Origin of the sequence: Erwinia sp. S43 (assembly GCF_016624745.1) — a bacterium.
Taxonomy (GTDB): Bacteria; Pseudomonadota; Gammaproteobacteria; order Enterobacterales; family Enterobacteriaceae; genus Erwinia; species Erwinia coffeiphila.
The window spans coordinates 47521-73952 of sequence record NZ_JACVTX010000024.1; the positions used below are offsets into that span (position 1 = coordinate 47521).

The following is a 26432-nucleotide window of genomic DNA, read 5'->3' on the forward strand; positions in this document are numbered from 1 at the left end:
GGCAGAAGGTGGCTGATTTAATGTGATATTCTTGCTGCCAGATCCTGAACGTATCATCGCAGAGAAGAGAACCGCTATGGCCGGAAGACCCAGAGAATTCGATCGTGAAGCCGCCCTGATTCAGGCGCGGGATTTATTCTGGCGTCACGGCTTTGAGGGCACGTCGATGTCCGATCTGGTGGCGGCGCTTGGCATTGCCTCCGCCCGCATTTACAAAGCGTTTGGTTCAAAGGAACAGCTGTTCCGCGAGGCGGTGGCGCACTATGCGGAACACGAAGGCGGTTTTGCCGCGCGGGCGCTGGAAGAGGGCGAGATCGCCCTCGCGATCAAGCGAATGTTAATGGATGCCATCGCGCTCTATACCCGGCCTCTTGCGCCAGCGGGCTGTATGGTGGTTTCCGCCGCCGGTGCGCTCAGCGATGAAAATCAGCCGTTGCAGCAGTGGATGGCAGAACAGCGCCGCCTGCGTACGGAAGCGATTATTGACCGCTTCCGCCAGGCGGCGGAGTCCGGGCAGCTGAAGAGCGATGCCAACCCGGACCTGCTGGGCAACTATTTCGCGCTGGTGCTGCACGGCCTGTCGGTACAGGCGCGGGACGGCGTGCCGGCGGGCGTCTTGATCGAGGTGGTTAACGCCTCGCTGGCGGTGCTCTGACGGTTAAGCCGCGGATGGCTTAATCCTGGTCATTGCCCTCTGCAAGAATTCGTGCCCGGCAAACTGCCAGAATTTCATCGGCCAGCGCGGAATCATCCGGGCAGGCGCGGGACAGCACCATCGCACCCACCAGATGCGCGAGGGTGTCGATCAGATCGGCACGCTTTGCGCCTTTTTCCCCTTCTTCACCCGAGAGCCTGGCCAGATTCTTTTCAATACCGGCGGCAAATATGGCCTTCACCGACTCGGGCTGGCGCGCCGTGTCGGTGCTGAGCGCCGACATCACGCAGCCTGACCCCATCGCATCGCGATGCTGGCGGGAGAGATAGCGCTCAACAAATTCTTCCCGGGTGGTGCCGCCTGACATACCCGCCGCCTGCACAAAGCCGCAGCTCACCGCTTCAGCCATCAGATCCGCCTTGGAAGCAAAGTGCTTGTAGAAGCCACCGTGGGTGAAGCCCGCCGCAGACATCAGTTCCGCCACGCCAACCCCGTCGAAGCCGCGCTCGCGAAACAGCGCCGAGGCCGTTTCGACAATATGCTGGCGATTTTCGCGTACCTGTTCTTTCGACACTTTCATTGCTGCTGGCTCCTCTGAGCGAAATTTCTGGCGCAATTATACATTGATGATGACCATAATCAAAAAATGTTGACTGTTTAGATTATGATCGTCATCATTAATTCCACGTCGCGTTGTTGCCGTCAGCGGGATCTTCCGTGCCAACCGGGTGCGGCAGGCAGAGAGCAATATGGGCAGCACGACTCATTCAATCATTCACAGAGGAAACACGCAGATGTCCAAACCTTCCGTTCTGATTACAGGTGCCTCAACCGGTATTGGCGCAGTTTATGCGCAGCGCTTTGCCCAACGCGGGCACGACCTGGTGCTGGTCGCGCGTGATAAAGCAAAGCTGGCCGCACTGGCCGAACGTTTGCAGCGGGAAAACGGCGTTGCCGTGGATATTCTGCCCGCCGATCTTACCCAGTCGGATGACGTCGCCACGGTAGAAGCGCGCCTGCGCGACGATACGAAAATTGGCATTCTGATCAACAATGCCGGTATCGCCCAGTCGGGGGGATTTGCCGGGCAGACGGCCGATTCGATTGAGCGCCTAATCGCGCTGAACGTTACCGCACTGACGCGGCTGGCTAACGCGGTCACGCCACGTTTCGTGCAGGCCGGGGAGGGCGCTATCGTCAACATCAGCTCGGTCGTAGGGCTGGCACCGGAATTCGGCATGTCGGTCTATGGCGCAACGAAAGCCTTCGTACTGTTCCTGTCACAGGGGCTGAACGTTGAACTGGCGGATAAAGGCGTATACGTACAGGCGGTGCTGCCTGCCGGCACTTACACCGAAATCTGGGATCGTGCGGGCATTGATATCAACACCCTGCCGCAAATGATGGAAGCCGGCGATCTGGTCGACGCCGCACTGGTGGGCTTTGACCGCCGGGAAACGATCACCATCCCACCGGTGCAGAGTGCATTAAGCTGGAATAGCCTGGACGCGGCGCGGCAGGCGTTGATAGCGGATATCAATCAGGCGAAGGTGGCGGAGAGGTATCAATCTGCCTGACCCGCGCTTACTGCTACAGCCCGGACTTGGGCTGTAGCTGATAAATCCAGGCGCTCACCTGCAGGCCATCAACCGTGGTGACGTCAACCGTCACCCGGTCATAGCCATCTTCGAATTCATCCAGCATCGGCCAGTGCGCCTGCAAATTGTCGGATAAAAACAGGTAGCCGTTCACCTGCGCGCCATCGCTGTGCAGCACAATGCCGGGGAAATCCGCCGCCGCGCCCCAGCCCCGCTCGTAAAAGGTGCCGGTCACGTGGCCTGCCAGCCATTCGCCGCCGATGTTTTCCATGATATGCGCATTCGAATGGCCCGGGCGCAGCGTGCCGTAGACAAACAACGATTCCATCTTGCCTCAACATTGAAAAAGGGATTACCCGCCGGGTAAAGAACAGCCTTCAACATACGGCCTAATCCGGCGGCTGGCAAACCCTTCGTCACGCGGGCACCCTCCTACAGATACTGCGCCAGCAACGTCTCCAGATTGTTCTGGTCGACGGCAAACAGGCGAATCCCTTCGGCCAGTTTTTCCACCGCCATCGCGTCCTGATTATGCGCCCAGTAAAATTCCGCTTCGGTCATGGCCACAGGCTTAGCCAGTACTTCGCCCGCATAGTTCAGCGGCGCGGGCACCGGCCCCTGGCTTTGCTGTAGCTGTGCCAGCAGCGCCGGAGAAACAGTCAGACGATCGCAGCCGTTCAGCGCCAGCACCTGTTCCGGCGTGCGGAAGCTGGCACCCATCACGACCGTGTGGTAACCGTGCTGTTTATAGAAGCGATAAATAGTTTGCACCGACTCCACGCCCGGATCGTTGTCGACGGTCCAGGCGGTGCCGGGATTGTTTTTCTTGTACCAGTCGTAAATACGGCCGACAAACGGTGAAATCAGGAACACACCGGCATCGGCGCAGGCTCTGGCCTGGGCAAATGAGAACAGCAGCGTCAGGTTGCACTGGATGCCTTCTTTTTCCAGCGTTTCGGCGGCACGTATCCCCTGCCAGGTGGCGGCAAGCTTAATCAACACCCGTTCTTTGCCAATGCCTTTCGCTTCATACAGGGCAATGATTTCCCGCGCTTTGGCAATGCTGGCTGCGGTATCGAAGGAGAGGCGGGCATCCACCTCGGTGGAAATGCGCCCCGGCACGCTTTTCAGGATCAGTGCGCCGATACTGACGGCCAGCGTGTCGGCAATGTCTGACGCTTTTATCGGTTTTCCCGCCTGGCGGGCCTTGACCGCCGCGACGGCTTCCGTAATCAGCGCCTGATACTGCGGAAGCTGCGCGGCCTTGTAGATGAGCGACGGGTTGGTGGTCGCATCTTCCGGCTGATACGCCAGAATGCTGTCAATATCCCCGCTGTCGGCAACAATCGTCGTGTGCTGCTTTAGTTGTTCAAGCTGATTCATAATCGTGACCTGTAATGAGAAGTAGGATTGAATGCACGGGGAACGGCACGGAGCCGCTCCCTGTGGTGGGGCTGGAAGGGCGATCAGTTAGCCTGCGCGACGCGGGTGGTCAGGCCTGGCATATTGAAGCACTCGGCTTCATTCTGAATCATATCCTTGATTTTATTGACCACGTAACGTTCAGGCTCCACGCCAAACGATTTCAGGTTGGCAAACATCGCCTTCATCTCTTTCACTACCGCCGGTTTTTCGTAGTTGTAGTGGCCGCTGAGTTCAAGGATCTCTTTCAGCAGGTCCGGCTCATTAAAGATCTGCTCTTCGGACTTGTTTTTGTGCTCATCAGTCATCCATTTTTCCCACTTGTGGCTCAGCACGCACTCGCGGGTCAGCACGGTTTTCAGGTCGGACGCGGTCTTGATAAAGCCTTTCGCCGCCAGATCTTTTTCCACCTGCGCCAGCTTCAGATAGGCACGAGTTTCAATGGTGCCGTAAGCCGGGGCCACGTTCATCGCGGTGATCCCCAGGCCCGGGTGCTTCAGCAGGATCTCATCCGGCAGATAGTCGCCGTTGTGCTCTTTCAGGCCTACGCCGTGACGGGTGCTGATGGCGGACAGTTCAGCGGACTGCTTATCGTTGAAATGACCGACGTTCTTGGTCAGGCGGGTCAGGGTTCCGGTCTGGCCGACGATAAACAGCGGCTGCGGCAGCGATTCGGCCGCCAGGCGCTTGTTCAGCTCGATAATAAATTCTTCATAGGCGCTGACATCGGTCAGGCCGCCGTTGGTCTCTTCGGTGCCGACCTCATAGAAGAACTCTTTCAGGCTGTTGGCTTTGCGGTAATCTTCGCAGAAGCGGATCAGCTCAACGGTACGGCTCAGAACCAGTTCGATATCAATCGCTTTACCGACAACGTACGGATCTTTGGTCGGGTCGATATGCAGCAGGTCGAAACCGGCATCCATATCAATCTGATAGGAGCGGCGGGCCAGCTTCATCGCTTCGTCTTCAGGGATATGGTCTTTACGTTCTTTATCGCGCTGCCACGGGCCGCCGTGGTCGCGGCAGAGGAAGTAATCGCCGTCAAAACCGACTTTATCCGCCATCGCTTTCAGGTCAGCGGCAAAGCGGAACTGATCCCAGTTATTCACGTAACCGGCACCGAATTCATCGGCATCGACCTGGTTACGGCTGGCAATAAACATCAGCGGCAGATCTTTTTCTTTTCCCAGTTCAAAACAGGCCTGAATTAATGCCGGAGACATGGGGCCAATTCCCAGCATGGTAGATTTTCCACCGTTAACAATATAATCAACGTACTGTTTCATTGTGTTTTTCATAATAACTCCTCAGGCTTTATTCATATCAGAAGTGATGGATTTTTTAGCCGATGATTTTTTTACCGGCTCGGTAATATTCGGTCGCAGAATATGCAGGCAGATGGCGGTCACAATCACGCCGATGGCCATATCGATGACGTACCACATCGGGGCCTTATTCACGCCCGCGATGGCAATTAATCCGCCGTGGGGAACCATGGATTCAACGCCGTGAATCATTGCCAGACCGGCACCGACGGCGCTGCCGATAATAATTGACGGCAGTACGGTTTTAAGATTCTTAACGGCAAACGGAATGGCACCCTCGGTAATACCGATTAATCCCATAAAGGCAGCAGAGGTGCCCATTCTTCTTTCGTCTTCCGCCCATTTACGCTGGGAAATAAAGGTTGAGAGGGCAATACCCAGCGGTGGAATAGCGCAGGCAATACGATACGCGCCGTTCGGGCCATAAATACCTTCGGCCATTAAGGCTAGGGTAAAGGCCGTGGCGGTTTTATTGACCGGGCCACCCATATCAAAGGCCGCCATCGCACCCAGAATCAGGCCGAGAATAACGCCGCTGCTTCCCTGCATATTCGACAGCATGGAAACCAGCCATTTCATCGCAAAGCCGATTGGCCCAATCAGTACGTAGAGATAGAGCATGCCGACAATACAGGTGGAGGCGATGGGGATGATCATAATGGGCATCACCGGCATCAACGCCTTGCCAACCTTCCAGGTTTTGATCCATTTGGCGACGTAGCCGCTGAGAATACCGAGCAGCATTGCCCCCAGGAAACCGGTCACCACGTGGTCTGCGCCCAGCGGCGTGCTGGCCATAAAGCCGGTGATAAAGCCCGGCGTCAGCCCCGGTTTACCGGCGATCGAGTAGGAGATATAGGCCGCCAGCACCGGGATCATCATCCCCAGCCCGGCACTGCCGATAGCACCCAGATTGAGTAAGAACGGGTTAGTCACCACCATCCCTTTGCCCACGACCGGTTCGCCACCTACCAGCGACAGCGCCAGGCAGATCCCGCCGACCACCACCACTGGCATCATATAGGACACCCCGGTACTGAACGCTTTGACTAAATCATCTTTAATGACTTTGATATTTTCCGACATTTTTTATCCTCCCGAATCCGCTATTTTTTATTGGCTGCTGAGATTTTTGAACGCAGCGATACCCGTGCGCCCGTGCGCGCTATTTAAAATTGCAGGATTCGCAGACATGTAATTAACGTTTTTAATATTCCGGTGACGGCCGTCGAAATAAAACGCACCGGCGCGTTGTTTAATTCACCAGGCTTACCGCTTTATCAATAATCGCAGCCGGATCGCGCACCACTTCGGCCGGGTTGAGGGAAATAACCCGACCCTCGTCTTCTTTTTCTTCAAAGCGCTCAACGCCCTCAATACCGATAGCAATTGCCAGAATCACCACGTCGGCATCGGCAATGTCATCGTCACTTAATTCATTTTCAATGCCCATGCCGCCCTGGGTTTCCACCTTGACGTCATAACCTCTTTTTTTACACTCCTGCTCAATCGCTTCCTGCGCCATATAGGTATGGGCAACTCCGGTAATACATGCTGCAACGCCGACAATTTTCATAATGAACTCCTGATTTTTTATTGGCTGATTTTTAAAATAGGACTGACGGTTATTCTGTTTTTATATAGCCAGCGTGCTGGCCATCAGGTTGTAGAGTACGGTCACGTTTTCGGCCTGTTTTATTTCATTGCGGAAATCCTCTTTCATTAGCTTTCTGGCAAGCGTTGAGAAATATTTCATATGCTCGTTAGGATCGGCGGATTTACTCACCGTCAGCATAAATACGGTTTCAACCTGCTGATCGCCCCACGTAATGGGCTTCGCAAGGGTGGCCATACTGATAGTGGAGTGCTGAATATGGTCCGATTTGGTGTGCGGAATGGCGAAGCCATAGCCCACGGCGGTGGAAAAAGAGTCTTCCCGCGCCCAGATATCATCGGTTAACCGATCGCGATTATCGGTACGGTGATGCAGCCAGAGATTGTCTGTCATCATCTTGATCGCTTCGTTCTTATCACCAGCATCCAGAGCGCAGAGGATAAATTCCGGCGCGAGGATCGGCATTTTGCTTATTGCCCTGACCTCCGGCGAGCGCAGGGCGCTTTTCACCCCGGCGGAACGTTTTACGCTGACGATCTCCTGCACCAGCCGCTGGCATTTGGTGAAATCCAGCTCGCGCAGCGTGTGCTTAACCCCCGGGATGGCGGTCCCGCTCATGCTCAGTTCGTCAAAGCCCATTCCGACCAGCAGCGGCAGGAAATCGCTGCTGGCACCCAGCTCACCGCAGATACCGATCCACTTGCCCGCGCGGTGCACCTCATCGACGGCAAACTTCAGGGCGCGCAGGAAGGACGGGGCATAATTGTCGTACACCGATTCAACCTGCGAATTGCCACGGTCGGCGGCAAAAAAATACTGGGTCAGATCGTTGCTGCCGACGCTAAAGAAATCGGCGTATTCGGCAATTTCGCCAATGGCGAAGAGAACCGAGGGGATTTCCAGCATCACGCCCAGCGAGATGGCCTCGTTGAAAGGCAGAGCTTCATCGCGCATTGCGCTTTTGACCTCTTCGAGCACCTCGCGGCACCAGATAACTTCATCGACGCTGGCAATCATCGGGATCATGATCTTCGCCTCGCCGAGTGCGGAGGCGCTGAGGATGGCCCTCAGCTGCATGGCAAACAGGTCGCGATAGCGCGGATAGGTGCGCACGGCGCGGAAGCCGAGAAACGGGTTTTCCTCCTCGCCGGTATCCAGATAGTCCACCGGCTTATCGCCGCCGATATCGAAGGTGCGGAAGATAACCGGCCTGACATCTGCCAGTACCATGACCTGACCATAAAGATCCGCCAGCTCGCGGTAGTCCGGCGGCGTTTCGCGGTCCATAAACGACATTTCGGTACGAAACAGGCCGATGCCTTCCGCGCCGTTGTTGAATGCCGCTTCGGCTTCCGCCACGCTGGCAATATTGGCGGCGATTTCCACGCTATGGTTATCGCAGGTCGTTGCCGGTTGTATCACGCCCGCCATCATCTGCTGCCGCATCTGCTGCTGGACGGTGATTTCATGACGGTAATAGCGCAGGACCTGCTCGTCCGGTGCGGTAATCAAAATCCCCGGGTTACCGTCGATAATGATGTCCGTGTTCGCATCCAGCGCCAGGGCCGTAAAATCAATATCCGTCAGGGTCGGGATGCCGAGCGAACGCGCGAGGATCGCGGTGTGCGAGGTTTTACCGGTGGCCGACAGGACCATGCCGGCAAGGTACTGCTTATTGATGCCGAGGAACTGGCTCGGCGTCAGGCTGTTCGCCAGAATAATCGACGGCTGGGTTAATTCCAGGCTGTTTTGCGGCAGTGCACCCGCGCCATAAATAGCGGTAAGCAGCTGTCCGGTAATATCGAGAACGTCAAGGGTTCTCTCTTTAATATATTTGCTCGCTGAACGGTTAAGAATTTCACAAAATTCCATCGCCGATTTAATGACGGCATTCCACGTATTCTCGCCGTTTGCAATGGCGGTGGTAATCTGACTTTGGAAGGTCGCATCGGTCACGATCGATAAATGCGCCTGTAAAATATCATGCTCAACGCCGGTCTTAATTTCCAGCGCGGTAAGCTTCTCATCCTTCAGTGCCGCCAGACCCGCCAGGAAAATATGCTGTTGCTGTTCTGCTGAATATTCTCCGCCGGGATTACGCGCCAGCATTTCGTTTAAAGACAGGCTCTGTATGCGCACCGGCTTCGCAATCGCCACGCCGCCGCTGATGCGTGAACCCTGAATAAAGTCGAGCCGGGTTTCCCGCAGGGATCGCGGCAGATAGCCCGCTGGCGCCGTGGCTTCCTCCGCCTGACTGACCTCGAAAGAGGGCAGCTTTTTCAGCAGCGCCCGCAGCTGCTGTGCGGCTTCAGCCGCATCTTTCCCGCTGAGCGATATTTCGCAGGCGTCGTTGAATAATGTGTCGGTAGCCACCACCGAGAGAGCGCTTTTCCCATTACCCTGAATGCCGCTGCGAATATTCTTCCAGCACACGTCGGATTGAAATGTATTACACAGTCGTTCGATGTGCCCTGCAGGCCGGGCGTGAATGCCTTCATTCAGTTCACACTGGTACGCTATTATCTCTGACATCATCGCTCCCGATAAAGCTTTGCAAAAGCAGGTTTATTTGTTGGCAGATATACGGCTCTGCATTTCATGTTTTATATCCTTCACCGTTCATGACCGTGTTTGAATAGAAAAAAAGTGACCTTTGCTTGAATAAAAAAGCAGGTTAATTATTTTGTGATCGCAATCATAAAATTAATTCGCGCTAAGCCGCTTGTGATAATCGTCACGTTTTTATTCATCATCGCGCAGTGGTGACATATTTGCTAATTAAGTACCTTTTCTACTCTTTAATGGCGGGGTAAATGGCGTACAGAATAAACCCACTCTTTTATTTTTTATGTGGAAAGAACGATGCATTTTCGTGGGGTATTACTGGATTTAGACGGCACGCTGGTGAACTCGCTGGATTTCGTTGAGGCCTCCTGGAGTTTGTGGGCCAGGCAAAAAGGGCTGGACCCGCGCACGGTCTGCCATTACCTGCATGGCAAACCGGCGCTGAGCACCCTGCGCCACTTTATGCCGGACGCCAGCGAACAGACCATTCAGGACGAATTTCTTGCGTTGGAAGACTATGAGGCGAGCCATACCGACGGCATTACCGCCGTTGACGGTGCCGCAGACTTTCTTCAGCAGCTGGAGCGCAACCGGGTGCCCTGGGCCATCGTCACCTCGGGATCGCTGAAAGTCGCGTCGGCGCGCATCAGGCAGGCTGGTTTCCCCATGCCGCCGGTGCTGGTGACCAGCGAAGACATTCAGCAGGGTAAGCCCCATCCTGAACCGTTCCTGATCGGTGCCGCCCGGCTTGATGTTTCTCCCACCCGCTGTATCGCTTTCGAAGACTCCACCGCCGGTCTGCTTTCTGCCAGTGGGGCAGGGTGCGTGGTGGTTGAAGTCCTCACCCGCCAGTCGGTGGTTCACGATATTGATACCTGGCAAACCATCAATCGCTATGCTGGCCTGAGCGTGACGCAGAAGGACGAGACCGAATTTTTCCTGACTATTCAGAGGGAGTGTTAAATGTCATCACGAAAAACCCTGGCGAATGCCATCCGCATGCTGAGCGTTGACGCTGTTCAGCGGGCGAACTCCGGTCACCCCGGTGCGCCAATGGGCATGGCGGATATCGCCGAAGTCCTGTGGCGGGATTTTTTGAACCACAACCCGAATAACCCAACGTGGAGCAACCGCGACCGCTTTGTGCTCTCCAACGGCCACGGATCGATGCTGCTTTACAGCCTGCTGCACCTCACCGGCTACGATCTGCCGATGGAGGAACTGAAAAACTTCCGCCAGCTGCATTCGAAAACCCCGGGTCACCCCGAGTTGGGCTATACCCCGGGCGTGGAAACCACCACCGGGCCGTTAGGGCAGGGGCTGGCCAACGCGGTGGGCATGGCGATTGCCGAAAAAACCCTTGCCGCGCAGTTTAACCGCCCAGGCCACGCGATCGTTGACCACTTCACCTACGTTTTTATGGGCGACGGCTGCCTGATGGAGGGGATTTCGCACGAGGTGTGTTCGCTGGCCGGTACGCTGAAACTCGGCAAGCTGGTGGCCTTCTATGACGATAACGGCATCTCGATTGATGGCCACGTTGAGGGCTGGTTCACCGACGATACCGCCAGGCGCTTTGAGGCCTACGGCTGGCACGTGGTGCGCGGGGTGGATGGACACGACCCGGATGCTATCCGCGCGGCGATTGATGTCGCGAAGTCCATTAGCTCCCTGCCGACGTTGATTATCTGCAAAACGGTGATCGGATCGGGTTCACCGCACAAGGCGGGAACGCATGATGTGCACGGTGCACCGCTGGGCGAAGCCGAAGTGGCGGCAACGCGAGAAGCACTGGGCTGGAACTGGCCGCCGTTTGAGATCCCGGACGAGATCGCCGTGCCGTGGGATGCCCGAAAGTCCGGCCAGGCGAAGGAGGCGGCGTGGAACGAGGCATTTGACGCCTACGCCAGCGCCTTCCCGGAACTGGCTGCGGAATACCGCCGCCGGGTGAACGGCCAGCTGCCCGCTGAGTTTGCCGCGAAGGCGCAGGCATGGATCGAGCAGCTGCAAAATAATCCGGCCAATATTGCCAGCCGTAAAGCGTCGCAGAATGCCATCGAAGCCTTTGGCCCGTGGCTGCCGGAGTTTCTCGGCGGATCGGCGGATCTGGCTCCGTCAAACCTCACCCTGTGGTCGGGGTCGAAAGCCATTAATCAGCACGGCGACGGCAACTACATTCACTACGGCGTGCGCGAGTTCGGCATGACCGCCATCGGTAACGGCATCGCTCTGCACGGCGGCTTCCTGCCGTACACCTCTACTTTCCTGATGTTTGTAGAATATGCCCGCAACGCGGTGCGGATGGCGGCGCTGATGAAGCAGCGGCAGGTGCTGGTTTATACCCATGATTCCATCGGGCTGGGCGAGGATGGCCCGACCCATCAGCCGGTCGAGCAGTTGGCCTCGCTGCGCCTGACGCCAAACCTGAGTAACTGGCGCCCCTGCGACCAGGTGGAATCGGCGGTGGCGTGGAAGTTCGCCGTCGAGCGGCAGGATGGCCCCACCGCGCTGATTTTCTCCCGGCAAAACCTGGCACAGCAGGAGCGGACGCAGCAGCAGGTGCGGGACATCGCACGCGGTGGCTATGTTCTGAAGGACTGTGCGGGCCAGCCGCAGCTGGTTGTTATCGCCACCGGTTCGGAAGTCGGGCTGGCGGTAGCCGCGTGGCAGGCGTTGACGGCGCAGGGCGTGAAGGTGCGAGTGGTGTCGATGCCGTCTACCGATTGTTTCGATCGGCAGGATGCGGCGTATCGCGAGTCGGTGCTGCCGCAGGCGGTTTCCGCACGTATCGCGGTGGAAGCGGGAATTGCCGACTACTGGTTTAAATATGTTGGCCTGAACGGCGCGGTCATCGGCATGCACGGCTTCGGTGAATCCGCCCCGGCGGAACAGCTTTATCAGGAATTTGGCATCACCCTGGAAGCGATACTGCAACAGGCCAGGGCACTGCTGGCCTGATGCTGACGGCCCCTTTATCTAACGAGGGGCCTGTTCAACGGCGAGTGACCGGCGATCCCACCGGCCTGTATCTGCTCGATCGGTTACAGGTCGATCACATTCCCTCTTGGCAGATTCAGCGACTTGCGCATCGCGCCAATCACCTCACCCGGCTTGAGCAGCAGCGAATTAATGCAGACGTTCAGGATGCGGCAGCCGTCAAAGCGCAGAGGATTATCGATGGTGATATCGGAGGCGATGATGGTCAGCTCCGAGGCGAAAATATCCTCGCTGGTGATTTTATTCTTCAGCCCCAGCACGCCCTGCGTCTCGATTTTTATCGCAAAGCGATACTGCCTGGCCAGTTTCTCCAGCTGTTCCGCTGCCATGTAGGTGTGCGCTACGCCGGTGGCGCAGGCGGTCACTGCCACCACATGCAGATTGCGTTCGCTGGAGAACGGCTGGATCTCTTCTCTTCCTGTCCGGATAGTCATAAGCCTGCTCCCTTATTTTTGCGGCGGTATTCTAGCGGCGTGCAGTCGTTGATATCGCGAAATACCTTGCAGAAATAGTTGGTATCGGTGAAACCGCACTGCTCTGAAAGCTCGTTGATTTTCAGATTGGTACTGGTCAGCAGCGCCTTCGATCGCGTGATGCGCGCCAGCTTGAGATATTCATTAAACTTCACGTCTGACTCCCTGGAAAACAGACGCGACAGATAGCCGGGGGAAATATTAAACGTCTCGGCGACGCTTTCCCGGCTAATGTCCGTATGGTAGTGGCTGTCGATATGGCTCTTAATTTCATCCAGCAGCGTGAAGGGCCGCTGGTTAATCAGGCCATCGGTGATTTGATACAGCAGATCGTTAATCAGCGCGTAGACCACGTGGGCAAAGGTCTCGCCGGTTGTATCCTGCGACCACGCCAGCGATTCGGCCAGATCGAGCAGCCGGTCGCGGACCGTACTGCTGGAGTTTTGCAGGTTGTACTTCTCCACTTCCTTAAACTGCGTGCCGTCCCAGTTGCTGATGCTGAAGCCAACATCCTGTTTCCAGAACACGATCGACATGCAGATCACCGGGCTTTCCCACTGCGGCGAGTTCCAGCTGTTGGCGGGAATATAGGTGATAGTGCCGACCGTGCGCTCATACTTCACGATGCGATCCGCCCCTTTGGGCAACAGCATGCTGAGCGCGCCCTTTACCGTCAGCTCGATGCGCGGCACGTGCAGATAGTAGGCCATCGCCGGTGGATTCGCGTTACCGTTTGCCACCAGCACGCTGTCGTTTATCGCGCCCTGGCCGCTGAATTCGCTGAGGATAGACTGAATAAAAGTGCCCATATTATGCCCGAGGTTTGATAACGGTTTTCAGAACCTTCACCGCCACGGCGGTGGCGACGGTTCCGGCAATGACCGAAACGATATAGCCAAAATGGTTGCCGACTACCGGTAAGACGATCAGCCCGCCCCATGGCGCGGCGTTGGTGGCACCGAACCAGAGAGAGAGGATGGCCGCCACCGCGCTGCCGAACATAATCGCCGGGATCACCCTGACCGGATCGGCCGCCGCGAAGGGGATCGCGCCTTCAGTAATGCCCATAAAACCCATGATCACCGCAGGCTTCCCGGCTTCGCGCTCCACATCATTAAAAATGTCTTTAAACAGAAAGGTCGCCAGCGCCACTCCCAGCGGCGGCGTGCAGTCGGCGGCGGCAACGGCGGCCATCAGCTGCGGATTGGTGGAGATCAGCGCCACGGCAAAGAAAAAGGCGGTTTTGTTCATCGGGCCGCCCATATCAACGGCGATCATGCAGCCCAGAACGGTGCCGAGAATGATAAACGACGTGCCCTGCATATTGCCCAGCCAGGCGCTCAGCCACTTCATCAGCCCGGCGATCGGATCGCCAATAATGTAGTAAACCGCCATGCCGGTGAGGAAAGTGCCGAGCAGCGGGATAATAAAAATTGGCAGCACCATGCGCAGAAAATTGGGGATGCGCAGCCGGGCAATCAGACCAAGCAGCAGCCAGACCACCAGCCCGGCAATAATCCCGGAGAGCATGCCACCTAAAAAACCGGCCCCCATCTGGTAAGCCATCAGCCCGCCTATCGCACCGGGAGCCAGCCCCGGCTTATCCACCATCGACCAGGCAATAAACCCCGACAGCATCGGAATAAACAGGGTCAGACCGGCAAGGCCGATTTGCGACATCGCCTTCAGAAAGCCGTGGTCGGGCACCGCGGCCTTTTCGTTGAACATTACTGCCAGCGCCAGCAGAACCCCTCCGGCCACCACAAACGGCACCATATACGACACGCCGGTCATAAAATGCCGTTTGGTATTTTTTAATATCTTTATCATGTCAGCCTCGTCGGGTGGGTGCTCAGCAGGCCAGCGTGCGGGATATCAGCGTATACAGCGCTTTCGGGCCTTTCGCCTGCTTAATTCGGCTGACAAAATCATCGTTCATTAGCATGCGCGCCAGGGTGGAGAAATGTTTCATATGCGCGTTATTCTGCGCGTCTTTACTAATGGTCAGCATAAACAGTGTGTCCACCAGCACGCCGCCCCAGGCAATCGGCTGCCGGAGCGTTGCCACGCTGAGGGTAGAGTGATGGATATAATCGGTTTGCGCGTGGGGGATGGCAAAACCCGAGCCGACGACGGTGGGAAACGGCACTTCCCGTGCCCAGATATCATCGCAGAGTTTATCCCGCGCGTCGGTGCGCTGCTGTAGCCACAGATTATCCACCATCATTTTGATCGCCTCGTTTTTATCGCGGGCGTCCATCCCCCACAGGATCGTCTCCACCGTCAGCAGCGGTTTTTCCATCGCGCTGGCCTGGTTTTTATTTATCGCGCCGTTGACCCGCAGCCGCTGCTGCATCGCCTGCTGAACGGCGATTTCATGGCGGTAGTAGCGCAGCGCGTTCTCATCCGGATGGATGATAAGAATGCCGGATTCAGCGTCGATGACGACTGGCTGCCCGGCATCCAGCGTCAGCGGCGCAAAGTCGACATCGGCAAGGGTGGGAATACCCAGCGTGCGGGCCAGTATCGCCGTGTGCGAGGTTTTGCCGGTGGATGACAGCACCAGACCCGCCAGCCGGCTTCTGTCCAGCGCCAGCAAAAGGCTGGGGGTCAGATAGCTGGCGAAAACAATCGCCGGTTCAGTGAGCAGCAGCGGGCTTCTGTTCAGCGCCCGTTCACCATAGGCCGCGCCGATCAGCTGCGTGGCGATGTCGAGCACATCCAGCGTGCGCTCCTGCAGGTAGCGGCTGGACGATTGCTCAAGCTGCTGGCAAACGTCCTGCGACACCCGGACGATGGCCGACCAGGCATTCATTCCGTCGTTAAGATACCCGATTGTTGCATCCTGAAACTCACCGTCGTCAATCAGCGTGAGGTGCGCCGCAATCAGATCGTGCTCAATACCCCGGGTTTGACTCAGAGCGCGCTGTTTCTCCCCGCGCAGCGACGCTATCCCGGCGCGAAAGCGTGCCGTTTCGCTTTCGACCCCGTCGGTATGCCCGGGAGTGCGATCGATAATGTCGGCGAAGGTCAGGCTCTGCATCACCCGCGGCCGGGCAATGGCGGCTCCCGGATGAATACGGGTACCCTGAATCACCTGCGGGTTCAGCTCGCGCAGACCGCGGGGCAGGTAGCCCTGGCTGACGACCGGTTCGGGCTGCATGCTGAACGCCGGAAGATCCGCCAGCAGCGCGCGCAGCCGGGCCGCAGCCTGCTGTTCATCCTCCCCGTCCAGGGTGATGCGGCATTCATCGTTGAGCAGCGTGTCGCTGGCAATCAGCGAGAGGGCGCTTTTTGCATTCGCCCGCAGCCCGGTGCGGGTGTTTTCCCAGTCGATAGCGGCCTGAAACAGGTTGCACTGCCGGGCGATATAGCCCGCGGGTCGGGCATGAATCCCTTCATTAAGTTCGCATAACCAGGTGATTGAAACCGCCATGCCGACTCCTGAGCGTGTGCGCAGAGCAAAATTTGCAGAACAGGTTTGCTATCTTTCCCTGTTCACTACGGCGATGACATAGCAAAAAAGTCACCTTTGCTTGAAAATAGTGGACTGATTGTTATTTTGTGACTTTTATCATATTTATTGCGACAGGCAGGATTTGTTAGCGTGTTGATTGTAGAAGGGATTGTTTCACTTTCGCGGTCGTAGTGGTTTGTGAGGCTGGTCACAAAATTAAAGAAGGTGACATCTCGGGATGGGAAATATCACCCGTGAAGAGGGTTATTATTTTGCCGCCGGGCTCACCACGGCATCCATTAGAACAATCCGCCCGTCCTGCCGCTGATACTGATTGATAGCAGGGACCAGCCGCTGAAAATGCTCAGTGGCACAGTGTACATCCAGCGCCGCACGGTCCGGCCACTCTTCGATAAAGATAAAGTGCCCCGGATCTTTCTCATCGATAAACAGATCGTAAGCAATACACAGCGGTTCTTGTTTCGTGGCGGCAACTAGCTCGCGGTAAAGCGGCAGCACGGTTTCGATGTGTTCGGGTTTGATAAAGTCTTCAGCGATCACTTTTAGCATTTGGGCCTCCTGGCAGGGATGGATAGTGGATTATGTAAATCTGGTAACATGTTTAATCTTCCGATTCAACACCAGATAGTGATGCCTTGAGATAAACCACACGGCAGCCCAATAGTTCCCTTAACCCTCAGCATTTCGCTCCTTCATGTAACGCCAGAAGCGCTCTGCCGTCAGATTCAAACGCGCGCCGGAGCGATAAACATACGCTGAAATCTTCAGAGTAAGGCCTGGGTCCATAATCGCGAGTCTCTTCTCTTCCAGCTCGCGCTGAATCGAGTAATCAGGCAGCCAGCCAACGGCGTCGCCCTTCAGGATCATCCTTTTCAGCAGCTCACTCATCGAAGAAACAAAAGTCAGCAGAAAGGTGGTGTTCGGTATGCGATCGATGACCTGATTGACCTGACGCCCCATGTAGCTGTCATTAGCATATTTGACCAGCGGCAGCGGGCTATCGTTTATTGAGAATAACGGCTTGCCGTCAGGGTCGCAGGGCGAGACCAGGTGCAGAGACGAATCGAAGATTTTATGATTGATAAACGGGTAATTCATCAGCTCTTCGTTATAAAACGACAGGATAAAATCACTTTTCCCCTCTTTCAGATTAAATACCGCATCGTTGACGTTAATCGATTCAACGAAGAACACCTTATCCGGGCTGTCGCGGTATTCGGCTAACAGATCGGGCAGCAGCAGCACGGAAAGCGACGGGGCGGCATCAATGCGGATGCTCTGCTTCAGCTTATCCTCACCCTTGATGCGGCTAATCTGGAAGTCCATATCGTCGAGCATATTCCTGGCATAGCCGACGAATATTCTGCCCTGCGGCGTTAACTGGGGGGGATTCACATTGCGGTTGAAGACGCTGAAACCCAGGTTGGACTCCAGTGACTGAATTCTTCTGCTGAAGGAGGATTGGGAAATATTTCGTTTCTCTGCCGCAAGGGTAAAGCTGCGGCACTCTTCCAGCGCAATTACATCATAAAGCCATTTCACTTCGAGATTACTTAGCACTTCTCTGCTCCAATTTCAGCCCCCATCGCTATGCAATTTTTACATGACGGATGATTTAAATGCAATTTCTGCATCACAAAGCCGGTGTTACTATCCGCTGCATCATGAGGTCGGCTGTTGCCACCTCGCCATTCATCCAATGAGTCAGGGTATTCTATGAGCGCCATTCAATCTGTCATGCAACATCTCTCAAGCCTTGGCATCAATGATGTTCGCGAGGTGATCTATAACCCGAATTACGAATTGCTCTTCGAACATGAAACCGCCGCCGACCTTGAGGGACCCGCTCGCGGTACGCTGACGACGTCTGGCGCAGTGACGGTGGATACCGGCGAGTTCACCGGCCGTTCCCCACGCGACAAGTACATCGTTCGCGACGACGTGACCCGTCATACCCTGTGGTGGTCTGATGCCGGTACGGGCCGTAACGATAACAAACCGATGTCCGCTGACGTGTGGGCTCACCTGAAAACGCGGGTTGCCGACTACCTGTCGGAGAAAGCGCTGTACATCGTTGATGCCTGGTGCGGTGCCAGCACCGATACCCGCCTGGCGGTGCGCTTTGTGACGGAAGTGGCGTGGCAGGCGCACTTCGTCAAAAACATGTTTATCGCCCCCACCCACGAGGAGCTGGCAGACTTTACCCCGGACTTCACGGTGATTAACGGCGCGGGATGCGTGAATCCGCAATGGCAGGAGCAGGGGCTTAACTCCGAGAACTTCGTTGCCTTTAACCTGACGGAAAATATCCAGCTGATTGGTGGAACCTGGTACGGCGGCGAGATGAAGAAAGGGATGTTCTCAGTGATGAACTACCTGCTGCCGCTGAAAGGGATTGCGTCCATGCACTGTTCCGCAAACCGGGGTGAAAAGGGCGACGTGGCGCTGTTCTTTGGCCTCTCCGGCACCGGGAAAACTACGCTTTCGACCGATCCGCGCCGCCAGCTGATTGGCGATGATGAGCACGGCTGGGATGCTGACGGCGTATTCAACTTTGAAGGCGGCTGCTATGCCAAGACCATCAATCTGAAGGCGGAGTCCGAACCGGAAATTTATGGCGCCATCCGCCGTAACGCGCTGCTGGAAAACGTGGTGGTCAGGGACGACGGCAGCGTGGATTATGCCGACGGCAGCAAAACCGAGAACACCCGTGTCTCCTATCCGCTGTCGCATATTGAGAATATCGTGCAGCCGGTTTCCCGCGCCGGTCATCCTTCACGCATTATCTTCCTGGCGGCGGATGGATTTGGGGTGCTGCCGCCGGTTTCGCGCCTGACGCCGGAACAGATGCAGTACCATTTCCTGTCCGGCTTCACCTCGAAGCTTGCGGGAACCGAGCGCGGTATTACTGCCCCAACGCCGACCTTCTCGGCCTGCTACGGCGCAGCTTTCCTGCTGCTGCACCCAACGCAGTACGCCGATGTGCTGCAGGAGAAGGTCGCGCAGAGCGGTGCGGAAGTCTGGCTGGTGAATACCGGCTGGAACGGCGCGGGTCAGCGCCTGTCGCTGAAGGATACGCGCCAGATCGTTAACGCCATCCTGGAAGGAGAAACGGGCGCACTGCGCGAGGAAGCGCTGCCGATATTTGGCCTTGCCATTCCGCAGGAGATTGCCGGTGTGGATGCCGCCACCCTCGATCCGCGTAACGCCTGGGCCTCTCCGGCGCAGTGGCAGGAAGCCGCAGAGAAACTGGCGCAGCTGTTTATCAGCAACTTCAAACAGTACAGTGATAATGAAGCCGGTGCGCGTATTGCCCTGGCAGGGCCACGCCTGGAACAGGGCTGAGCTTTGAGTCGTTTGTAAGAGGTTGATGCCTGACAGACTCTACGCTGCCCCGTGTGAAAACGCCGGGCAGCGTTTTCATTTTTACAGCAGGCCGATTTCTGCCGGGGGCGATACGTTGTCCACTTCATGTTTTTATATCGACTGGCCGAGAAGCAAATCGGCCAGATCGGTTACCGCGGGCTTACAACAGTCATCATTCCTGGCTGTTCACTGTGAGGTTAAAACGGTTTTGTAGGCAGGTACTTGCCATCCAGGGTGATAACGGCGCGGTGGCCTCCGTCCGGATCTTCGACCTTCTTGATGTCCAGTTTAAAGTTGATGGCGCTGATAATGCCGTCGCCAAACTTCTCGTGAACCAACGCCTTAAGAGTCGTACCGTAAACCGACATCATCTCGTAAAAACGATAAATTGTCGGATCTGTCGGTATCCCATCCGCAAAACTTCCGCGAACTGGCATCGACTGCAGTAAAGTGACTTCATCAGCACTAAGCCCCAGTTTCTGACCAACGACTTCCGCAGCGCTGGAGGGTAGCGGGTGCTGACCAAGCAGCGCCGCAGTGACAAAGGCTTCGGACAAACCCGTCCCGTCTACAATCTCGGCAAAGGAAAGGTCTTTGCGGGCTTTAGCCAGAATAATGGTTTCGGTAAGAATCTGGCGAGCGGTCTGGGTTACTTGAGTCTGGATCATACTTTCATCTCCTTGATAAATATGGTGTTCAGGCAACGCGCCTGGTTTGTGGGGAAACGGCCTGAATGTCAGGGTTATCTGCGAGAGGCATGAAGGTGCCGCTGCGGCTGTCAAAGGCGTCGATACGCCCACTCTCAATGTCATAGATCCAGCCGTGCAGGGTCACGCGGCCTTCTTCCAGCGCAAGGCGTACAGAAGGGTGAGTCTGAATGTTAGCCAACTGCGCGATGACGTTCTCGCGAACCATGGATGCGACTTTGGTCGGCTGGTCGGCATGCTGGCGGGCCTCATTTACCACCCGGGCTGAGTCTGCGTAACGCAGCCAGCTTGAGACTGCGGGCATATGATCCAGGCATTTGCAGGTGGCAATGGCCGTCATTGCGCCGCAGTCAGAGTGGCCGCAGATCACGATATCGTTGACCTGAAGCGCGGCTACTGCGTATTCCACGGAGGCTGAAACACCGCCAGGTTCGGGGCCATAGGATGGCACAATGTTACCGGCGTTGCGGATGACGAATAGATCGCCCGGCTCGCGCTGAGTAACCAGCTCAGGCACCAGCCGGCTGTCAGAGCAGGAGATAAACAGTGCCCGGGGACTCTGCTGGTTAGCAAGGTTCTTGAAAAGCTTTACACGCTCGGGAAAGGCGTTTTTTTGAAACTTAAGAAAACCTTCAATGATCTCTTTCATGGACGTTGCCTCAATGTCACTGGGTGTGAGGCAGAGATTAAACAGAGCGTGGTATAAGGTAAAAGTCTCATTTATTATTATCTGAATCAGATAATCTTATGAGGTGGGTTATGCTCGACCGACGTATTCGGTATTTTATGGCAGTCGCTGAACATTCCAGCTTCACCAAGGCTGCAGCGGCGCTACACGTCTCTCAGCCTGCTCTCTCACAATTGGTCAGGCAGCTGGAGGAAAGTCTTAGTGCTCAGTTGTTTGACCGTACAGGCAAAACAACACGCTTGACGGACGTGGGGGAGGCCTATCTTCAGTATGTTCGCCGTGCTTCTCAGGAGTTGCAGGAAGCGACGCGGGTTATTCATGACGTGAACGATCTCAGCCGCGGCTCACTGCGGATTGCAGTGACGCCGACCTTCACAACCTATCTGATCGGGCCGCTGGTTGAGGCGTTTCATTCGCGTTATCCGCAGATCACCCTCAGCGTGCATGAAATATCCCAGGAGCGCATGGAGGATCTGCTTCAGGCGGGCGAGTTGGATGTGGGGATAGCGTTCGGGGACGTCAACTGTCCAGACATCGAGGCCATCCCGTTGCTAAACGAGACGCTTGCGCTGGTAGTCAGCAGCAGACATCCCCTGGCGAAGGAAAAATCTGTGGGATTACAAACCCTCAATACAGAGTCCCTCGTCTTGCTTAGCAAGGAATTCGCGACCCGCGAACAGATAGACAGCCACTGTAGAAAACACGGCATTCACCCAAAGGTGATGATGGAGGCTAATGCTCTCGGTGCGGTAATCGAAATCGTTCGAAGAACGCTTTTGTCAACGCTGTTGCCCGTAAAGACCGCTCTGGCTCAGGAAGGGCTGGTGGCGATTACCCTCGAACCAGAACGCCTGCAGCGCACAGTGGTCCTTATGCGACGCAGGGATGCCTATCAAAGCGTTGCGGCCCGGGTTTTTGCTGAACTGGCTGTAGAGGTATCGACTCGACTGGAGCAGGAAACGAGCCTCACCCCAAAAATGTTTCCCCCGTCCTCGTGCCGGTAATACGCGCTGCCACCGTGTAATGCGGCGATGGCGCTGACCAGCGACAGCCCCAGGCCGCTGCCTGCGGTGTGGCGGACGTTATCACCGCGCCAGAAACGTTCGAAGACTTTCTCCGGTTCCGCCAGCGCATCACCGGCGTTTGCCACCTCTATTTCGGTAACATCGCCACGATGAAGGGTGCTGACCGCTATCGCGCCGTGGCCTGGCGCATAGCGGATGGCGTTGACAAGCAGATTCGTCATCGCCCGCTGGAACAGCATTTTATCGGCGGTGAGGTGGCCGTTGGCGTGGAGTTCAATGACCATTTCCCGCTCTTCCGCTACCGGTTCCAGAAAATCGATAAGGGTTTCCAGGGCGTCATGCAGTAAGAAGGTTTCTTTATTGAGCCGGATATTGTGGTGCGTGGCGCGGGCCAGAAAGAGAATATTTTCCGTCAGCCGCGACAGGGCTTCCAGCTCTTCAATATTCCCTTCCAGCAGTGCCTGATATTCCTCCGTGGAACGCGCGTGGCCCAGCGCCACCTGATTCTGGCCTAATAATACGTTGATCGGCGTACGTATCTCATGGGCCAGATCGTCGGCAAACTGCGTCAGCCGGATAAAGTCCGTCGACAGGCGCTGGCGCATGGTATTCAGCGCCTCACCCAGCGGCAACAGCTCTTTCGGCATCGCCTGCAGCGGCACGGTATGGGTTAGCCGGTCGCTGCCGGTTTCCGCCATGGCCTGACTTAAACGGCCAATCGCCCGCAGCCCGCGCCGGATAAGCAGCGGGCTGAGCGCGGCGCACAGCAAAATCGCCGCCAGCGACACCAGGATACTTTGCTGGCGATAGCGTTCCAGCATTATCGCCCGCTCCCGCGCCACCCGCGCAAGGGTAATCACTATCGGTCCTTCCTCAGAACGGGCCTGCAGGCTCAGCGCCGAGGCTTCAATATTATCCGCACCGATCCAGCGGTGGATCTGCTGCTCGCCGGGCGGGGTGCTGACCGGGATGGGGGACATTTCCGGCAGCGCCACGCCGGTATGGTTAATGCTGACGTTTTGCTGATGCTGCGAGCCGATACTGAGAATATCCTGACGAGTATCAACCATACGATTGAAATAGAGCGGCAGAGAGTCGGGATGCGCGCCGCCTTCCAGCAGTTGCCGTAGCTGCGCGGCGCGGTTGATCAGCGTTTGATCGTCGCGCCACACCAGCTCGCTGCGTAACGCGCTATACAGGATCAGGCTGATACCGCCGCAGGCCAGCGCCACGATCAGCGTGAAGATCGCCGTCAGCCGCAGGGTGAGGGAAGGGCTATACACCGCCTGCCTCCTGTTCAGAGAGGCAGTAACCCATGCCCCTGACCGTAGTAATCAGCTTTTGCGGAAAAGGATCGTCAACTTTACGGCGCAGGCGGCGAATGGCGACATCGACGATGTTGGTTTCGCTGTCGAAATTTACGCCCCAGATTTCACTGGCGAGCAGCGTACGAGGCAGGATCTCGCCGTAACGGCTGGCGATCAGCCACAGCAGCATAAACTCTTTGCGGGTCAGCGCCAGCGAAACACCATTACGCGTGACCTGAAAGCGCGCCGAATCCATCACCAGATCCGCCACGCGCAGCGTGCTGCTGTGCGGCTGATGCTGGCGAAGCTGATTTCTTACCCGCGCCAGCAGTTCAGCAAACGAGAAGGGTTTAACCAGGTAATCGTTCGCGCCCAGCTCCAGGCCTTTAACGCGATCGTCCACCGAATCTCTGGCCGTGAGGCAAATCACCGGCGTGCTGCTGGCGGTGCGCAGGGTTTTCAGAACCTGCCAGCCATCCAGGCCCGGCAGCATAATATCCAGTATCACCAGGCTGTAAGGGTGCGCCAGCGCCAGATGCAGGCCGTCCCGTCCGTCTACCGCGTGATCCACAATGTAGCCCGCTTCCTCAAGCCCTTTGCGCACCCAGGCGCTGGCCTTCTGGTTATCTTCAATCAGTAACAGTTTCATGGGCGCAGTGTGCCATGAAAGACGGGGGCGCCACAGCGTTTCAGCGCCAGATGACAATATGGTCATCTTCGTGACAGGTAACCACGACCCGCGCGCAGGTATAACAGCACGGTCATTAACACAGGAGAATAAAACATGAAAAAGTCTGTTGCGGCGCTGTCCCTCTCTATGCTGCTGGCTGCGCCCGGTATGGCCCTTGCCGCCGGTAAAAACCCGATCAGCGTGCATATCCTGAACCAGCAAACGGGGATGCCCGCCCCGCATGTAGCGGTAACGCTGGAGAAAAAGCAGGGTGAGAAATGGACCGTGCTGAACACGGCCAGCACCGACGAAGATGGCCGCGTGGCGGCGCTGTGGCCGGAGAAACCGTTTGAGGCGGGCGACTATCGCGTGATCTTTAAAACCGGCAAATATTTCGCGGATCGCAAGCAGGAAAGTTTCTTCCCGGAAATCCCGGTGGAATTCCACATCAGCAATACCTCCACCACCTATCATGTTCCGCTGCTGCTGAGCCAGTATGGTTATTCGACTTATCGCGGGAGCTGAAAAACAAAAAGCCCGCTTAAGGAAACTTAAGCGGGGTTCTCTAAATATGGCTCCTCTGACTGGGATCGTCTTTGCCAGCAAGTGGATAATAAGTGAGCTAAACCTGAGTTGCTGCTCTGTCAAGAACACCATAGTGACCACCAAATAGAACAATGCTAATACGGAGGTTATGCGACAAGGAAGAATAGGACATTTCTTTTATTGAATTGAACCATTTTAAGAGAATTTTCCATATCAGCCATTTAGGTAACCATGTTTTTTCGGGTCCGAATGTTTCGTGTAAAGAACTGACCAAATGTCCTAATTGGGTGATGCTAAAAACCGCAAGGACTACAAACATCATATATAGGGAGGGGGTGGCCTCCCATTTTAGTTATCGGAGATTTATTATATTTTTAATGACATAAAGTATAGTCAATTCTTAACTGAAAAATCAGAAATCTTCTTTAAAATATTCAACTTCTTTTCTTCTGTGATATCAGGATCAAGAGATGAATCTATTTCGTTTATTTTTGTTACCCAAAAGTTAAATTCCAAATCATCAAATTCACTAGCTAGTTTTTTTGAATGAAGTTCGATGAATTTTAATAATTTGATAGTTAACGTTTTTACTTCTTCAGAAGGTGATATTTTTGAACCATCATCAAAAATATCTTTTGCATAATCTGATGCGAAGGATGCTTGCTTTAAATGTCTTCCTAAATAATATAATGCGCTTCTTATTTCAGTTGTTGAATAATCAACTAATACGCTTGAAAAAATATTCATTTTTAACCAATCCTTATAATATCAAACGCTGATTCTGGCAGGTCTGATAATATGTATTCATGTGATAATGGGTTAGCGCGATCTTTGATCGCTACTTTTTTATAGTACTTTATTGCCTCAACCTTCGGTATTACACAGAGTAGAGGTCTAAAGAGATTTATATCTGATAGCTTTGATATTTCCACAATATCATCATGTTGTTCTTGGTTTATTACACCTAATCTTAAGTTGATGGATGCTCCTTGCCTAATGCCAACTCTATTTAACTGTATTTTTGAACTATGTATGTCACTGGCATCAACATCTTTTTTTAGGTTGTTATAAATTTCAAGTGGAGATGAACTGGGAGGAACTGTAAAATAAGGTGATTCTATATTAACTCCGAAGTAAGGAGTGCACCATAAGTAATGTTTACCTTCATAATATCTTTTGTTTATATTATACGCAAGATAAGTCATTGTTGAGTACAATATTGGTTTCGGAATTTCTTCAAGAGGCATTGTTGTTTACCTTTATGATAATGTGTGACATGGAAAAGGTTTTTTTGTTGATTTTTTATTTACTACTAAATGCTTATCATTTTTCAATAATCGTATCATTAATTTTCTGTCATTGAAATGGTGGATATACATCAATAAGATAGATTTTTTATGTAGTATTGACCTTCTCCCTGAAAACCGTACTAGGCTAAACTGAAGTATCCGGTCTTTCTTTCATCTCACAGAGATTGTGCTGGATTGATATTCTGCGGCAGCAGTTTGCGTATGCCATCACGTTGCTGACGGGCGTAAGCCAGAGAAACATCGGGATAGGCAGCTAGGCCGAGGCGGGATTCTTTACCATTGATACGATATTGGAGATACCAGAGACGTGAACCGCCTAGATTGACTAAAAGGTACAAGCCATAGGAATCGGAAACTTTAAAGGGTTTTAGCGGATGATTTTAGTTGCGGATTTTTGAGTCGTTAAGAGACATTTGGGGGGTACTCCGTCATCGAACTAACTTACCCCCAAATCTGACCACCAAATTCTCCCGATGCAGAGGGTAAACTGAAAACACATCAGGATGACTTCTCTCACTAACCTGTTGAATTTTAATAAGATAAAAATTCGTATAAAGGCATCAAAACAAAAAGCCCGCTTAAGTTTCCTTAAGCGGGCTTCTCTAAATATGGCTCCTCTGACTGGACTCGAACCAGTGACATACGGATTAACAGTCCGCCGTTCTACCGACTGAACTACAGAGGA

At 54.9% G+C, this 26432-nt stretch carries 26 protein-coding genes, 1 tRNA gene and 1 pseudogene; 7 read left to right on the top strand and 21 right to left on the bottom strand.

The window, feature by feature from the left end; genetic code table 11:
* The first annotated feature begins 76 nt into the window (after positions 1-76).
* Positions 77-655, top strand: coding sequence for a TetR/AcrR family transcriptional regulator (locus tag IBT47_RS21275; protein ID WP_200562850.1), 579 nt, complete (start codon positions 77-79; stop codon positions 653-655).
* A gap of 19 nt (positions 656-674) precedes the next feature.
* Here the strand turns inward: IBT47_RS21275 and IBT47_RS21280 are convergent, their stop codons facing one another.
* Complete coding sequence (locus IBT47_RS21280) at positions 675-1235, bottom strand: TetR/AcrR family transcriptional regulator (protein WP_200562853.1); 561 nt, start codon at positions 1233-1235, stop codon at positions 675-677.
* 214 nt (positions 1236-1449) lie between these two features.
* Here IBT47_RS21280 and IBT47_RS21285 point away from each other — a divergent pair, with 214 nt between their 5' ends.
* Positions 1450-2232: an SDR family oxidoreductase gene (locus IBT47_RS21285; protein ID WP_200562855.1), complete on the top strand. Its 783-nt coding sequence runs from the start codon at positions 1450-1452 to the stop codon at positions 2230-2232.
* Between the two features lie 13 nt (positions 2233-2245).
* On the opposite strand, the gene IBT47_RS21290 is transcribed toward IBT47_RS21285, so the two are convergent.
* The 6 genes from IBT47_RS21290 to ptsP form a co-directional block, all read right to left on the bottom strand.
* Positions 2246-2581, bottom strand: a complete 336-nt coding sequence (locus IBT47_RS21290; RefSeq protein WP_200562856.1) for a gamma-glutamylcyclotransferase family protein — start codon at positions 2579-2581, stop codon at positions 2246-2248.
* Between the two features lie 104 nt (positions 2582-2685).
* Entirely contained in the window at positions 2686-3636 is a 951-nt protein-coding gene (gene tal / locus IBT47_RS21295) for a transaldolase (protein WP_234472034.1), read from the bottom strand.
* Positions 3637-3719: 83 nt separating this feature from the next.
* Positions 3720-4973 carry a class II D-tagatose-bisphosphate aldolase non-catalytic subunit gene (locus IBT47_RS21300; RefSeq protein ID WP_105592709.1) on the bottom strand — a complete coding sequence of 418 codons (1254 nt, stop codon included), beginning with the start codon at positions 4971-4973 and terminating at the stop codon, positions 3720-3722.
* Positions 4974-4982: 9 nt separating this feature from the next.
* Positions 4983-6086: a PTS fructose transporter subunit IIC gene (locus IBT47_RS21305; protein WP_200562858.1), complete on the bottom strand. Its 1104-nt coding sequence runs from the start codon at positions 6084-6086 to the stop codon at positions 4983-4985.
* A gap of 169 nt (positions 6087-6255) precedes the next feature.
* The gene (locus IBT47_RS21310; protein WP_200562860.1) at positions 6256-6576 is read right to left on the bottom strand and encodes a PTS fructose transporter subunit IIB; all 321 of its coding nucleotides are present in this window, start codon (positions 6574-6576) and stop codon (positions 6256-6258) included.
* Positions 6577-6636: 60 nt separating this feature from the next.
* Positions 6637-9147, bottom strand: a complete 2511-nt coding sequence (gene ptsP, locus IBT47_RS21315) for a phosphoenolpyruvate--protein phosphotransferase (RefSeq protein ID WP_200562862.1) — start codon at positions 9145-9147, stop codon at positions 6637-6639.
* Positions 9148-9477: 330 nt separating this feature from the next.
* Between ptsP and IBT47_RS21320 the strand changes: the two genes are divergently transcribed.
* Together IBT47_RS21320 and tkt are read left to right on the top strand one after the other, a co-directional pair.
* Positions 9478-10143, top strand: coding sequence for an HAD-IA family hydrolase (locus IBT47_RS21320; protein WP_200562864.1), 666 nt, complete (start codon positions 9478-9480; stop codon positions 10141-10143).
* Complete coding sequence (gene tkt, locus IBT47_RS21325) at positions 10144-12138, top strand: transketolase (RefSeq protein ID WP_200562866.1); 1995 nt, start codon at positions 10144-10146, stop codon at positions 12136-12138.
* Positions 12139-12221: 83 nt separating this feature from the next.
* On the opposite strand, the gene IBT47_RS21330 is transcribed toward tkt, so the two are convergent.
* The 6 genes from IBT47_RS21330 to IBT47_RS21355 form a co-directional block, all read right to left on the bottom strand.
* A complete protein-coding gene (locus tag IBT47_RS21330; protein WP_105592705.1) occupies positions 12222-12611 on the bottom strand; it encodes a fructose PTS transporter subunit IIB in 390 nt (129 codons plus the stop codon).
* Complete coding sequence (locus tag IBT47_RS21335) at positions 12608-13459, bottom strand: AraC family transcriptional regulator (RefSeq protein ID WP_200562868.1); 852 nt, start codon at positions 13457-13459, stop codon at positions 12608-12610. The genes IBT47_RS21330 and IBT47_RS21335 overlap by 4 nt, the downstream gene beginning before the upstream one ends.
* A 1-nt stretch (position 13460) precedes the next feature.
* The gene (locus IBT47_RS21340) at positions 13461-14480 is read right to left on the bottom strand and encodes a PTS fructose transporter subunit IIC (protein ID WP_200562870.1); all 1020 of its coding nucleotides are present in this window, start codon (positions 14478-14480) and stop codon (positions 13461-13463) included.
* A 22-nt stretch (positions 14481-14502) separates the two neighbouring features.
* Positions 14503-16086, bottom strand: coding sequence for a PTS sugar transporter subunit IIA (locus IBT47_RS21345; protein ID WP_200562872.1), 1584 nt, complete (start codon positions 16084-16086; stop codon positions 14503-14505).
* Positions 16087-16374: 288 nt separating this feature from the next.
* Entirely contained in the window at positions 16375-16677 is a 303-nt protein-coding gene (locus IBT47_RS21350) for a putative quinol monooxygenase (protein WP_200562874.1), read from the bottom strand.
* A 120-nt stretch (positions 16678-16797) separates the two neighbouring features.
* Positions 16798-17688: a LysR substrate-binding domain-containing protein gene (locus tag IBT47_RS21355; RefSeq protein WP_200562876.1), complete on the bottom strand. Its 891-nt coding sequence runs from the start codon at positions 17686-17688 to the stop codon at positions 16798-16800.
* 156 nt (positions 17689-17844) lie between these two features.
* Here IBT47_RS21355 and pckA point away from each other — a divergent pair, with 156 nt between their 5' ends.
* Positions 17845-19473, top strand: a complete 1629-nt coding sequence (gene pckA, locus IBT47_RS21360; protein WP_200562878.1) for a phosphoenolpyruvate carboxykinase (ATP) — start codon at positions 17845-17847, stop codon at positions 19471-19473.
* Between the two features lie 218 nt (positions 19474-19691).
* Here pckA and cynS read toward each other — a convergent pair whose 3' ends face one another.
* Both cynS and IBT47_RS21370 read right to left on the bottom strand, forming a co-directional pair.
* Complete coding sequence (gene cynS, locus IBT47_RS21365) at positions 19692-20162, bottom strand: cyanase (protein WP_200562880.1); 471 nt, start codon at positions 20160-20162, stop codon at positions 19692-19694.
* Between the two features lie 28 nt (positions 20163-20190).
* On the bottom strand, positions 20191-20850 hold the full coding sequence (locus IBT47_RS21370) for a carbonic anhydrase (RefSeq protein WP_200562883.1): 660 nt from the start codon (positions 20848-20850) through the stop codon (positions 20191-20193).
* A 110-nt stretch (positions 20851-20960) separates the two neighbouring features.
* Between IBT47_RS21370 and cynR the strand changes: the two genes are divergently transcribed.
* On the top strand, positions 20961-21893 hold the full coding sequence (gene cynR / locus IBT47_RS21375; protein ID WP_200562885.1) for a transcriptional regulator CynR: 933 nt from the start codon (positions 20961-20963) through the stop codon (positions 21891-21893).
* Here cynR and IBT47_RS21380 read toward each other — a convergent pair.
* The gene (locus IBT47_RS21380) at positions 21782-23197 is read right to left on the bottom strand and encodes a heavy metal sensor histidine kinase (protein ID WP_200562887.1); all 1416 of its coding nucleotides are present in this window, start codon (positions 23195-23197) and stop codon (positions 21782-21784) included. The two genes, cynR and IBT47_RS21380, sit on opposite strands and share 112 nt — an antisense overlap.
* Positions 23190-23870: a response regulator transcription factor HprR gene (gene hprR / locus IBT47_RS21385; protein WP_200562889.1), complete on the bottom strand. Its 681-nt coding sequence runs from the start codon at positions 23868-23870 to the stop codon at positions 23190-23192. The genes IBT47_RS21380 and hprR overlap by 8 nt, the downstream gene beginning before the upstream one ends.
* Positions 23871-24005: 135 nt before the next feature.
* Between hprR and uraH the strand changes: the two genes are divergently transcribed.
* Positions 24006-24416, top strand: a complete 411-nt coding sequence (gene uraH, locus IBT47_RS21390; RefSeq protein ID WP_200562891.1) for a hydroxyisourate hydrolase — start codon at positions 24006-24008, stop codon at positions 24414-24416.
* Positions 24417-24830: 414 nt separating this feature from the next.
* Here uraH and IBT47_RS21395 read toward each other — a convergent pair whose 3' ends face one another.
* The 4 genes and pseudogenes from IBT47_RS21395 to IBT47_RS21410 all read right to left on the bottom strand — a co-directional run bounded on the left by IBT47_RS21395 (position 24831) and on the right by IBT47_RS21410 (position 26432).
* Positions 24831-25184, bottom strand: a complete 354-nt coding sequence (locus IBT47_RS21395; protein ID WP_200562893.1) for a hypothetical protein — start codon at positions 25182-25184, stop codon at positions 24831-24833.
* Positions 25185-25186: 2 nt separating this feature from the next.
* Positions 25187-25684, bottom strand: a complete 498-nt coding sequence (locus IBT47_RS21400; RefSeq protein WP_200562895.1) for a hypothetical protein — start codon at positions 25682-25684, stop codon at positions 25187-25189.
* 227 nt (positions 25685-25911) lie between these two features.
* A pseudogene (locus tag IBT47_RS21405) lies at positions 25912-26160 on the bottom strand (Arm DNA-binding domain-containing protein); the annotation flags it as partial.
* A 196-nt stretch (positions 26161-26356) separates the two neighbouring features.
* Positions 26357-26432 (bottom strand) — tRNA-Asn (locus IBT47_RS21410).